Genomic DNA, 12,512 nt, shown 5'->3' on the forward strand with positions numbered 1-12,512 from the left:
TTTCAATCACTCGTGCGAACGCATTTTTTCTCAGCAAGTGCCATAGCGATATTGGCTTTGCTGTACGCACTCTCGTTGATGAAATGCGGATAGATATCCTGTTTGCCTTCCCAGAAAATATCGTAACCAAAGAAGGTCGCGAGTAGTGGTTCGCCCGGTTTGACTACCTCGAAATCTCGTCCACAGATCATAGGATGTACTGTCGCGACACGCATACCATCGTGGTCGACAGGGATCATGACTTCTTCGGTGTAAAAATACGCGTCGTAGTCATTCAACTCACCAACTCGACCAAGGTTATGCTGTTCAAGGTAATCGAGCACCATGGTCAGCATCTTCTTCATTAGCTCTAGAGTGTCGTACTTCAGTGAACCATGTGCTTGAGCTCCAACTTCGATCATCACGCCATGCTGCCCGGTGGTGCACAAATAAGGTTGGTCATCCCACGCTTTTCTGTCTTCAAACAAGATGTTGGCTTCTGGCATGCGTTGCTTCACATACGCCCCCATCTTGCGATAGAACACGTCATTAGAAACCAAAATCAAGGTCGCACCCATGTTACTGGTGGTGTTGTGCAGATCGATGATCAATTGATTCTCTTGGTGAGCATGTACTTGCGTGAATTGCTGCGCGATTTCAGTTTCTTGCTGAGTCGCAGGCGATGATTGATTCGCCAAGGCAAATTCACGGTTGAGATCGGTCTCCACATAACGAACGTTTTGCTTTACCGCTTCAGGGTTGCCAAGCACACACTGAGTATTGAACGTCGAACGGTCAGCAACATAGAGGCGATCTTTGATGAGCTTTTGAAGATAAATGCCAGAAAGCTCGTTACCATGCGTACCTGCCACGAGTAGAACACGATTAAGTTTGTCCATAAAAGTGATATTCCAAATATTGAGTAAAAGTGAGTTTTAATTGAGATTGAGCAGCGCCCTCTTAGCGAAACGCCATCGCTCCTTTTCCCACACCTTCATAGGCGATAATTTGCAGTGACTGCCCCTCATTTAATGAAGGAGCAATTTCATTAGCGATAAATACGGCAAGAAGTTCCACCGTTGTATCCGTGTTCAGCACTTCGGTTTCACTGTGTGCAATCGCTAACTGGAAGTCCCCTTGAGAAGTGGTGTAACGAAAGCCAAAGTGGGTATCGCTACTGCTGCCATTAGCGTGTTCACTCAACTCTAAATGCTCAACTTCAACTAAGTCTTCGATGGAGGCGAGATAGATATCTTGCCAACGCTGTGCAAAAGCGTGCTCGCGTTCGATATCACGCTGCCCATCCACTAGGATTTGGATCGGTGAACGATGTCCGTGTGCGATACGCTGACAATTACCATCATGTTTTTTTAAACCGTGGGTGTAGTGATAGTAAGCGCCATCGAGTTTTTCATGACGCAAGGTCACATCAATCGATGCCACATTACTCGGTAGATGACCTTGTAGAACATGGTGAATGTGTTTCGTCACGCTTTCTATTGAGATTTCTTTAGCATCAACAAAGCAAAAGGCTTCATCCGGACAATGTAGATGAATGCCCTTTTCACCACGCATAAGGTCGACTTGGGAATAGCCTGATTGAATACTTGTGGTTTCCACCGCGTCATTATCTACGGGAACAAGCAAACGGTGATCAACATATTGATCGACCAATTGTTTGATTTGCTTCTTCACTTTCGAGAAATCCAGCACCATGCTCATCTCATTGAGATCGCCATGCATTACGACATCCAGAATCCAGCTCTCGCCGACCATGCCTCGTTTTTCACACAAATACGATGCATCAATAACCGTGAGATCATTAACAAATAGATTCAACCCGAATTCCTCATTCTGTATTTATTACCGAACCAAATTGTTATGTTATAACAATTACTATTTTCACTCAATTTGGCAAGACTTCGATATCTCAATGCACCATGAGTGTGCGTTTTCAGCTATAACTAATCACTTTATCAACTAATTAGCTTCTTATGTTTGGCGCTACACTGCGTATCTTGCTTAGGATTGAGGATAAGGAATGTCGACATTTTTACTGACCGCGATTGCTATGTTGGCGTTTGCTGCCAATTCACTGCTGTGTCGCTTAGCATTAGCAGCAGGTCTCATAGACGCGGGCAGCTTCACCCTTATCCGTTTACTCTCTGGTGCAGTCACCTTAGTTGCCATCCTACTTCTGAGAGGAAACTTTCGCAGCCAGCTACCGACAACCAAATTCAGTCTGTTTGCAGGAGTAGCCTTATTTGGATATGCCGCCCTGTTTTCTTTCGCCTATATAAAACTAGCAGCTGGAACCGGAGCCTTGTTACTTTTTGGTGCTGTACAGCTGACCTTACTCGCCCTTTATTGGTGGCAAGGGCAGCGCTTTAAATCGCTCGAAGTGTTAGGCATTGCGGTGTCGTTAGCGGGGTTTGCTTGGCTCATGCTGCCATCGGCAACTCGACCAGATGTCTGGTCTGCTGTATTGATGGTACTTTCCGGTGTTTGCTGGGCAGGCTTCACCGCTCTAGGTAAACACGCCCCAACTCCGAGCAGTGGGATTACTTGGGGGTTCATTACCGCTTCCATCATAGGACTCTTACTTTCCCCACTGTTATTAGATTCAATTCAAGTAACCTTAAAAGGTACATTATTAGCCATTGCATCGGGTGCCATCGCCTCAGGTTTTGGTTATGTACTTTGGTATCAGGTAATGCAAAAGTTATCTCTGTTACAAGCAGCGGTTAGCCAGCTTTCTGTTCCTGCCATCGCTCTGATTTTAGGTAGCATATTGTTAGGTGAAGCCCTGACCCTACATTCGTTAATAACCAGTGCTATCATTCTTGGCGGCATTGCATTGGTCTTTTTATCTCGCTCCCAAAAATCCAAAACCACATCTACAAGCCAGTAAAAAACAAAAACTTCCCTCTCAACTTATTCCTCATCATCTATGCTTTTTGTTAGGCACTTGTTTTCACAATAATTTGGAAGTGAGCAAGACCTAACATGCTGGCGATGAGCCTTGAATAGAAATTTGGTTTGATAATTCCTGCAAAACTGTATCAGTAATGAGACTTTCTAGTTAAACGTTTTCTTGGTCGTTTTTCCTCCCACGCTATGAGCAACGGGGCTCGAAGAACGATTTAGGCTTTTCAGTCCGATTGGGTTTTGACAAAGGATTTACAAACCTCTTCATTTCAATCGCTATATTCCGCGTCCGCAATTTTTTCAGAACGAAATTCTGATTATTGATTGAATAAATTCATCCACTTACAAGTATAAGCCTGAGCTAACGTTGACACTATGAACGAGAAAATCAAATTCGCCACAAAAGTAGCGCTTAGCCTAACTCTGGCTTATCTGATCCCGTTTGCAATGGGTTGGCCGCAAGCATCTACCGCGGCTACGACAGTCATGTTAATCGCTTCTACCGGTAGTCGACGTGAGTCTCTCGCCAAAGGCACATTGCGTGTGCTGGGTACTTTGGTAGGTGCGGTAATCGGTTTGTTGCTCGTCGGTATGTTTGCCCAAGATCGCTTGCTGTATATGCTCAGCGTTTCTGTCGTTGTTTCCTTTATTTTCTATTTCCGCAACGCGTACCAAAAAGACCCAACCTTACTTGCCTTAACTGGCGTAATGGTCTTAATGATGTCGAATGGTGGAGATGCAGAAGGCGCATTCATGTATGGCGTTGATCGCGCGTACATGACGATCTTTGGTGTAGTGCTTTACACCTTGGTGGGCACATTCCTATGGCCGACCAAAACAGAGCAAAATCTGCGTCAACTCATTGAGCAACTGAATCAAGCTCAACAAGCGTTGTTTAATGCCATTTTGCAAAACTTCGAACAAAAAACAGCGCTACAACAGGATGTGGTCACCAATGCGGAAGCGACTGAAAACGATGAAGCACCGTCACCAACCATCGATGAGTTGTTAGAAAAAGTATTCGCCGCACAAAACGCGCTAGAACAACGCTTTGCAACCGTCAGTGTCGAGTGCAGTGATGTCTCGGCCTATATGAAAGAGTGGCAACTCGCGGTCCACTTCAATAAGCAAATCACTCAAGAGCTTAGCGTGGCTGCACATAGTCACTTTAGCCACCAGCAAGACCGAAGCTGTATCAACAACTTTGATCAAGCGACTCAAGAAATCCAACAACTGTTCAAGATCAGTCAAGAGATGTGGGACAACGAGGGAGCGGCTTACCGAGCTCAAGAATTAAACATCGAATACAACCAAGCTGCGCTGGCAGACGCGTCTCACCTTGTGAAAGGCTCAGCACTCACACTTGGTCACTTACTTAAACTCATGCACCAAAGCTTGTCTCGCTTAGCTGAGAGCATTAGCTGTATTGATTCTGTGATCAACAATGTGTCGTTTAAGCAAGAATTGCCGAAGCAGAAGAGTAAGTTCCTTTGGTGGGATGCTGAGAACTTCAAAACCGCAGTGAAAACCTTCACCACCTACTGGGTGGCAGGGTTAATTTGGATTTATTTCAACCCGCCAGGTGGCTACTCGTTTGTTACCTTCTCAACCATCTTTATGTCACTGCTGTCGTTTGTACCTGTTCACCCATTCATGTTGCTGATTTTGTTTACGTTTGGCTTCCTATTTGCAGTGCCTTCGTACGTCTTTATTTTGCCGGGTTTAGAGCTAGGTGCCGAACTGGGCTTGTTCATCTTTATCTATACCTTTATCGGTTTCTATCTATTCAAAGGACCGGTGACCATCTTCTATATGATTGGCTTGTTCGTGCTCGGTCTCGACAACAATATGACCTATCACTTTGGCATCCTAATGACGATCATGACCTTGTTCTACATGGTGGTGTTCATGATCATTTTCGCTCATTACTTCCCTTTCAGTTCACGTCCGGAGCATTTGTTCTTAACGCTGAAAGAGCGGTATTTCAGGCATGTTGGTGACCTATTTGCTAGCTATCACCAACAATCCGAGTCCTCTTTTAAAAAGCTGAAACGTTCTTTGCATTTGGTGACACTAAACGTCTCTTCCAAAAAACTGATGGTTTGGAGCTCAAAGATCAACCACAAGTTATTTGATAAAACGCCGCCATCGGCCATCGGCGCATTCAGCAAGTCATGCAATGCCCTAAGTAACCACGTCAACATTTTGATTGCTGCCGAACAAAAGCTGTTAAGTAACCGACTTATCAAACAGTTACGCAGCAAGCATACCGATTCCATATTACCTCTGATGGCTGGCGCACTAGCAAGCCATCAGACGACCGACGAGCTCAATTCTGTGTTCGAACAATACAGCCAAGATTACCAATCCTTTGAAAATAAACTGGAAGAATTCTTTAGTGAGTTGGATTTATCTGACTACGCTTATTCAGAGATAGCCGGTTTTTATATCTTGCTGAATTTAAAACGGAACGTGTTCGAAGCAATAAACCAATGCAAGCAAACCTACGAGGATATCGATTGGGTGAACTTACGTCAGAAGCGGTTTTAAAGGTGAGGATATGATGCTTCTAAAACTAACTAAACCTAGCCTCGCCATACTCTCTGTACTCGGATTGAGTGCGTGTACGACTTTGGGTCCGGATTACGTCCATCCAGAGCAAACCGCCTTACCAAGTGATTGGTCATTAGAAAAAGCGGCGCAAGACACACAGCAATCCGAGCAAAAACTGCAGCAGTGGTGGCAGCAGTTCAACGATCCAACACTGAACCAACTGGTTGAGATGGCGAGCCAACAAAACCTCGATCTTGAGGCGGCGGGTTTGCGCATAGTCCAAGCACGTTCGCTATTGGGCATCTCCACAGGATTGCAATACCCACAAGTGCAAACTGTCTCCGGTAACTTAGCCAGAGCTTATGTGAACGACCAAGGTGTAAATAACGCCGCGCTGTCCTTTGATGCAGGGTGGGAAATGGACATCTGGGGCAAATACGCGCGTGGCATTGAATCTGCTGAAGCTGGCTACTATGCGTCGATTGCGTCTTACCACGACATCATGGTGACCATCACTGCGGAAGTGGCACGCAACTACATCAACTACCGCACGTTCCAAGAGCGTATTTTACTCTCTCGTCGAAACATCGAGATCCAAGAGCGCGTAGTGAATATTACTCAGGTGCAATTTGATTCTGGTAACGTAACCGAGCTCGACGTTCAGCAAGCGAAAAACCAGCTCTTCAATACTAAAGCGGCGCAACCTTCGCTTGAAATTGCAATGAAGCAGTCGCGCACTGCATTAGCATTGCTGTTGGGTGTGCTGCCAGAAGACGTTGAAAAGCTGTTGCAATCTGATGGCTTTGCTCAGCGGATGGCGGATTACGAAAACCAGTTTAAATCCTCAGGCAGAAAACCCGCACTATCAGGCAACGACGAACGCTCCATCGTACCTCGCCCACCTCTACTGGATAACAAAGTGGATGCAAATTTGGTGATGCGTCGACCTGATCTTCAAGTATCAGAAATGCAAGCTCGTGCTCAGAGTGCTCAGATTGGCGTTGCCGAAACAGCCTTGTACCCAAGCTTCTCTCTGTTCGGCTCTATAGGTATCGATAGCACGGTTCCAGATGGCAGCAGCTTCAGTTTCAGTGACTCGCTAACCATGGTGGTAGGTCCAACGTTCAGTTGGAATATCTTCCAATACGGACGAGTGAAAAACAACATTCGATTTGAAGATGCGAAGTTTCAAGAAACGCTGACCAACTACAACAAGAAGGTGCTGCAAGCGGTTAATGAAGTGACTAATGCACTGGAAGCTTATGACTTGTATTTGGAGCAAAAATCGCTGCGTCTGCAATCGGTCAATTCGTCGATTCGCGCGTTCAATATATCGATGACGCAGTACGAAAACGGTCAGATTTCCTTTGAGCGTCTTCTGAATTCAGTAGAAAAGATGACTCGCGCAGAAGACAGCTACGCCACCATCAAAGGTAACGTCGCAAACCAAGTTGTGGCACTTTACAAAGCGCTCGGCGGTGGATGGGAGGCTCAAACAGGTAAACCATTTTTATCTGAAACCGTCGCCAAACAGATGCAAGACCGCAGCGATTGGGATGGTTTGCTGGATGAAGAAGAACGTGTTCTGCCACCAATTCGCATCGAGCCATCTTCAGACAAAGCGCAAGCAGACAGTGCCGAGCAACTAAGTACCCAGAAAAATAGTTCCGAGCAAGATGGGGAGGTGCAGTAATGCCACACGAACTCTCTTGGGGGGACGTTTACTTTTCTCCCTTGTTACTGGTGCTGATTCTTGCCGTCACTGCCACATGGATAACGGTGATCATCTTGAACAAGACACGCTTGTCACGCTTCATTGCATTTCCGTCTCTGACATTCATTGCCATCATGGTGTTTTACGTGGTGGCCATCGACAGTTTTTATATACAGTTTTAGGTGCCCAACAAGATGAAAAAACTACTCGTTATTGCACTCAATCTTGTCATTCTTGGTGGCGCGGCGTGGTTCGGCTATCAGAAGTTCGAAGAGTATTTTAATAACCCATGGACCCGCGATGGTCAGGTACGTGCGAACGTTATCAAGGTTGCACCTCGTGTATCTGGTCCTATCGTTCATGTTGCCGTGATGGACAACCAAGAAGTGAAGAAAGGCGATCTGCTGTTTGAGATCGATCCAACCACTTACGACGTTGCCCTATCACAAGCAGAAGTGGCGTTAGAGAAAGCCATCGTCAGTTCACGCGGTAAAAAGATCGAATACGATCGTTTAAAAGACATCCGAGCCAAAGACCGGGGCGCAGTTTCTCACAAAGATCTCATTCGTCGCGAAATCACCTACGAAGAATCGTTACTGCAAATCAAATCAGCAGAAGAACAGCTTAAGTCTGCGCGCCTGAACCTTGGTTACACCAAAGTGTACGCATCGGTTGATGGCTTTGTATCGAACCTAGATATCCGTGACGGTACACAAGCGGTTGCAAACCAGCCGTTAGTGGCACTTATCGACAAAAACAGCTTCTGGGTCTTTGGCTTCTTCCGCGAAAACCAATTGGCTCAAATTGCTCCGGGCAATGAAGCTCGTGTCACCTTGATGTCTCACCCAGACACACCTATCGACGCTACGGTGGACTCCATCGGTTGGGGTATCGCCCCTAAAGACGGCACCGTTGGCTACAACCTTCTCCCTAATGTGAACCCTGTATTCCAGTGGATTCGCTTAGCCCAACGCATTCCCGTTCGCGTGTCATTGCATGAATTACCAGAAGGCGTCGACCTACGCTTTGGTCTTTCTGCTTCCATCATGGTGATGAAGGACTCATCACAAGAGCAAGAATAGGAGTTAAACAGACATAACCATGGCTATCGGAAAAAAACTCAAAAACATCAATGAAGAAAACAACTTCTTCTATCTGACCCTAGCGTTAGTCGGGCTCTTAATTGGCGGTGCGTTTGTACAGGTTGTAGGAGAAGGAGCGATGGAACACCTGTTACAAGGGTTCACCATCATCACTTTTATCGTCTGTATGGCGAGCTTACGCTTTGACAAAAACTGGTCACGTTTTCTTTATACCTTGCTCGGTACTTGGGTATTGGTGATTGGTATTAAAGCCGCTCTCGGTATCAAAGAAATGGACGTGGTGATGCTCGCCCTCACCTTCGCCTTCTTCTTCGGGACATTCAAATCCATCGCAAGACAGATTCTGTTCACTGGGCATGTGAACACCAACAAAGTCATTGGTTCGGTTGCCCTATTTTTGCTGCTGGGACTGATGTGGGCAATTGCCTATCTCATCCTTCTTGAGTTCTCTCCAAACTCATTCACCGGGATGGAAGCCATCTCTTGGGGTCAGAACTTCTCTAATGCAGCGTATTTCAGTTTCGTCACCTTAACCACGTTAGGTTACGGCGACATCAGCCCTCTAACACCATTGGCACAAGTCGTTGTGTATTTAGAGGCCATTGTAGGCGTGTTTTATATGGCGATTGTTGTTTCAAGTCTCGTCAGTTCCAACATTGAACATCAGGTAAACAAAAATGGATAAACAATCGGAAAAAACAGAGAGTAAGATTTTCATCAGTAATATGGTGGAATCTGCGATACGTATCGGCTTGATCTTAGTCTTGCTGATGTTTACGTATGACATTATCAAACCTTTCATTCTTCCTGTGATTTGGGGTGCGATCATCGCGGTTGCATTGATGCCAATCTGTAAAAAACTAGAAAGAGTGTATGGTGGTAAACGAGGTCTCGCTGCAACGACAATTGCGTTGTTGGGTATCGCCCTACTGGTCACGCCTCTAGTGATGGTATCAGGCTCCATTGTTGATGGCGCAACGCACGCACTAGAAGTATTGCAAAATGGCGACATCAAAATCCCTGGTCCAAAACCTTCTGTTGCTGATTGGCCACTTGTCGGTGACAAGCTTTATGAAGTATGGACGCTGTTCGCGACAAACTTAGAGAAAGCAATTCAAACCTTTATGCCACAAATCAAGTCAGGCTTAACGTCTCTACTTGGCATGGTAGGCGGTGCTTTGGGTAGTCTGCTTCTTTCTATCCTATCGCTTGCGATTGCTGCTGGCTTTATGACTTACTCAGAGTCCTTGGCATCAGGTCTTAGCACCATTGCCGTTCGCACCGCTGGCGACAACGCCAAGAGCTGGACAACACTTATCGCCGCAACCATTAAGAGTGTGTTGCTTGGCGTGGTTGGTGTCGCTGCGATTCAAGCGCTATTGATTGGTGCAGGTTTCTTCATCTTCGGCGTACCTGCTGCAGGTCTACTCACACTTATTCTGATGATCCTGTGTATCGCACAGCTTCCTGCACTGCTTGCCGTACTGCCTGTAATTGGCTACATGTACATGACCCAAGACACCAGCACTGCGACTATGTTTACTGTGTGGGTTGTGGTTGCGGCATTGTCAGAGAACCTGTTCAAGCCGATGCTAATGGGACGCGGTGTTGACGTACCGATGCCTGTGATTCTACTTGGTGCCATTGGCGGCATGCTCTTCTACGGCATCGTTGGTCTGTTCTTAGGTGCCGTTATCCTAGCGATTTGGTATGAGCTATTCGTATGGTGGTTGAGCATAGAGAAAGCACAACAGCAAGAAGAAGCGGTCATCGAAGAGAAAGAAGCGTCGCAAGCGGAATCTGGTCACGGCGCTGGTATCTAACCTTGCAAGCATTTGAAACAAACCGCTGTCTTTGCAGCGGTTTGAGCTATTTAGCTCACAGTTTCATCGCTTGGAATCAGATTAAAATGACGTTCTTGTTAAATTTTCAATCTTCTAACATTCGAGAGTTGCAATCAGACAATGAACAATGCAATCTCGATGACCACTAATGACAGTGCTTAGGATAAAAACAATGAAATTGATCAAGCCTTTAACTTGCGCGCTTGCTTTGGCAATGAGTGGCATGGCATTCGCGGATGTGACGGTAACCGTTCCTGACGACGTTTCAATCTATGCGGCTAACGGTGAAAAAGTAAAACTATCTGGTGGCTTTTTTGCTTCTGAAAGATCATTCACTCTGCCTGACGGTGTAAACCAAGTTGTTTTCCGCTACGCACCTTACTTCAGCCAAGGCAATGATCGCCTAAGTGTTGAGAGTGACGTTATCGTAGCTCGTTTCGACGCAACCGATGCTGAGCTAGCGTTCCAGCTTCCTGAATACCGTGACCTTCGCCAAGCAGAAGAAAGAATCAAAGACCTAGATTGGAAACTGGTTGATGCTTCAGGCAATGCAATTGCGGTAGAGCAAGACAAGCTAATCAAACCAGGTATGCAAATTGGTCGTGACTACGTTCGCGAAGTGGAAGACTACAATAAAGCAGGCGGTGTAGCGGCAATCGGCGTTGCAACTGCAGCGGTCGTTCAGCCTGTAACGCTTCCAGCAGCAATTCCATCAGACATGAAGCAAACTAAGCCTGCGACGATGAAAGCAGATTCAACGGCTGAAGAAATGCTGCACTTCTGGTACCAAAAAGCAGACGCTGAGACACAAGCGCGCTTTAAAGACTACATCAACAAGCAATAGCTCGTTGTCTGGTAGACGAAATATTCAATACAAAAAGCCACACTCCTGTGTGGCTTTTTTAATTCAGAATTTGTACGCCATGGTCAGCATTGGACCATAGAATCGGTAGGTAACATCGAGCGCAGAATTGTCGCTTTCGTAATCAACCCCTACTTCGTAATAGTTAAATGAACCCGTCATGCTGAATTGGTCGGTAAAGAAGTACTTTGCGCCAATGTCCACTTCAAACAAATAGCCTTCTATATCATCCACAGCTAAATAGAACACCTGTGCGTGGCTTTTTAAAATCCAGTCTTGCGTCAGTGAATACTCTGCTCGAATCCCCAAATCAGGCAAAGGGGCAGTAACATCATTTAAAACCGCATCATCAACAAACATTACTGGAATTTCATCCACCCCACTCACTTTTGCGCCAAGCTTGCCATCTAAACCTAATGACAGCCACATCACGTGCAGCCCCGCCAATACATCCACCGCCCATTTATCACTGGTGTAAAACTGATAACCGTAACCTAGGCGTGCAATATCAATGTTCAGTTCTGTGGTCAGCTTAGAGCCAGCTTGAACCGCATAAGTGGTGCCATCAACGGTAATTTCAAAAGGTTTGGTTACCGCTGTGCGGGTTGCCTCACGGTGCAAACTACGCCAATCAAGATACACGCTATGTTTTTTATTGAAGTAATACTCCACTTCAACATAAGGCAGCACGGTAAACTCTTTCAAATCGAGATCAGATTCGAAATCAATGGTACGTATTTGGTCGAGGTAAGGGTCGTAGGCGTTAAGTTTGGTGTCAGTGCGAGAGAAAAATCCCCCCGCTTCAATCTCCCACTCTCCAGCAACAACGCCGGAAGAAATGAGAGTAGCGAGGCACACTGTCCAACCAGCTTTGTTCATCATCCTTGAGTCCTAAGCGATTGAATTTATGTTTGAAGTAAGTGTAGTCGTAGGAAGAGAGATATGGAAAGACGATTCGATCGCAACTCTGCATGAAACTGATCATTCAACGTCAAATCAGCAGTTGAGTTAGCAATTCACCACTTTGGTACCTGAAAGCAAATCGTGTAACAAACGACGCTCAGGGTGAAATAAAAATAGAGCAAGGTTGACCAATGGTGTAAACGGGATAAGCATTTCAATCAAATAGCTCATACACAATCGTAAAGACGTGGTCACTTTCGTCGTGTCGTGACCGTTCTTCATCACCACTTTGATCCTAACCAAACGCATCCCAACAGTTTGTCCCTCACGGAGAAAATTCCAATTCGCCATCATCAACATAGGAATGGTTAGCACGTAGCTTGCTTTTGTGTCCTTAACTAATTGAAGGTTTTCACTCAAAGAAAGTTCGAAGCCATTTACAACAGAATTGATGGTCAAAGCGATTGTAAGCACTAAACCAGTCACGATCATCAGATCGATGAAACCACCAATAAATCTTCGCCTTCTATCGGCAATTGAGCACCACATACTTCCCCCTGAAATGCAAGCTGATGCATTCTAGGGATGGGTTGTAAGGCGCTCAATTGTGAGAAGCCATATTTGTG

At 45.8% G+C, this 12,512-nt stretch carries 12 protein-coding genes; 8 read left to right on the plus strand and 4 right to left on the minus strand.

Annotated features, from left to right (window positions below):
* Nucleotides 1-2: 2 nt before the first annotated feature.
* Nucleotides 3-878 (minus strand): aspartoacylase, encoded by an 876-nt coding sequence (locus NL647_RS07915; RefSeq protein ID WP_017189664.1) that lies wholly within the window; start codon nucleotides 876-878, stop codon nucleotides 3-5.
* 61 nt (nucleotides 879-939) lie between these two features.
* On the minus strand, nucleotides 940-1,818 hold the full coding sequence (locus NL647_RS07920; RefSeq protein ID WP_005453207.1) for a 6-carboxytetrahydropterin synthase: 879 nt from the start codon (nucleotides 1,816-1,818) through the stop codon (nucleotides 940-942).
* Between the two features lie 202 nt (nucleotides 1,819-2,020).
* Between NL647_RS07920 and NL647_RS07925 the strand changes: the two genes are divergently transcribed.
* From NL647_RS07925 to NL647_RS07960, 8 genes are all read left to right on the plus strand, one after another.
* Nucleotides 2,021-2,890, plus strand: coding sequence for a DMT family transporter (locus NL647_RS07925; RefSeq protein WP_253649957.1), 870 nt, complete (start codon nucleotides 2,021-2,023; stop codon nucleotides 2,888-2,890).
* A 392-nt stretch (nucleotides 2,891-3,282) separates the two neighbouring features.
* Nucleotides 3,283-5,457 (plus strand): FUSC family protein, encoded by a 2,175-nt coding sequence (locus NL647_RS07930; protein WP_253649958.1) that lies wholly within the window; start codon nucleotides 3,283-3,285, stop codon nucleotides 5,455-5,457.
* Nucleotides 5,458-5,467: 10 nt separating this feature from the next.
* Complete coding sequence (locus NL647_RS07935) at nucleotides 5,468-7,153, plus strand: TolC family protein (protein WP_050926395.1); 1,686 nt, start codon at nucleotides 5,468-5,470, stop codon at nucleotides 7,151-7,153.
* Nucleotides 7,153-7,356, plus strand: coding sequence for a DUF1656 domain-containing protein (locus NL647_RS07940; RefSeq protein WP_005453214.1), 204 nt, complete (start codon nucleotides 7,153-7,155; stop codon nucleotides 7,354-7,356). Before NL647_RS07935 ends, NL647_RS07940 begins: the two co-directional genes overlap by 1 nt.
* Before the next feature lie 12 nt (nucleotides 7,357-7,368).
* Nucleotides 7,369-8,256: an HlyD family secretion protein gene (locus tag NL647_RS07945; RefSeq protein ID WP_005453216.1), complete on the plus strand. Its 888-nt coding sequence runs from the start codon at nucleotides 7,369-7,371 to the stop codon at nucleotides 8,254-8,256.
* A 19-nt stretch (nucleotides 8,257-8,275) separates the two neighbouring features.
* A complete protein-coding gene (locus NL647_RS07950; protein ID WP_253649959.1) occupies nucleotides 8,276-8,962 on the plus strand; it encodes a potassium channel family protein in 687 nt (228 codons plus the stop codon).
* On the plus strand, nucleotides 8,955-10,100 hold the full coding sequence (locus tag NL647_RS07955) for an AI-2E family transporter (RefSeq protein ID WP_005453220.1): 1,146 nt from the start codon (nucleotides 8,955-8,957) through the stop codon (nucleotides 10,098-10,100). The genes NL647_RS07950 and NL647_RS07955 overlap by 8 nt, the downstream gene beginning before the upstream one ends.
* 193 nt (nucleotides 10,101-10,293) lie before the next feature.
* Complete coding sequence (locus NL647_RS07960) at nucleotides 10,294-10,965, plus strand: DUF2057 domain-containing protein (protein WP_005453222.1); 672 nt, start codon at nucleotides 10,294-10,296, stop codon at nucleotides 10,963-10,965.
* 63 nt (nucleotides 10,966-11,028) lie between these two features.
* Here NL647_RS07960 and NL647_RS07965 read toward each other — a convergent pair whose 3' ends face one another.
* Both NL647_RS07965 and NL647_RS07970 read right to left on the minus strand, forming a co-directional pair.
* A complete protein-coding gene (locus NL647_RS07965; RefSeq protein WP_005453224.1) occupies nucleotides 11,029-11,865 on the minus strand; it encodes an outer membrane beta-barrel protein in 837 nt (278 codons plus the stop codon).
* Nucleotides 11,866-11,991: 126 nt separating this feature from the next.
* Nucleotides 11,992-12,435: an RDD family protein gene (locus NL647_RS07970; RefSeq protein WP_009697987.1), complete on the minus strand. Its 444-nt coding sequence runs from the start codon at nucleotides 12,433-12,435 to the stop codon at nucleotides 11,992-11,994.
* Nucleotides 12,436-12,512: the final 77 nt, after the last annotated feature.

It is taken from the genome of Vibrio sp. Y29_XK_CS5, from assembly GCF_024181835.1.
Classification (GTDB): Bacteria; Pseudomonadota; Gammaproteobacteria; order Enterobacterales; family Vibrionaceae; genus Vibrio; species Vibrio harveyi.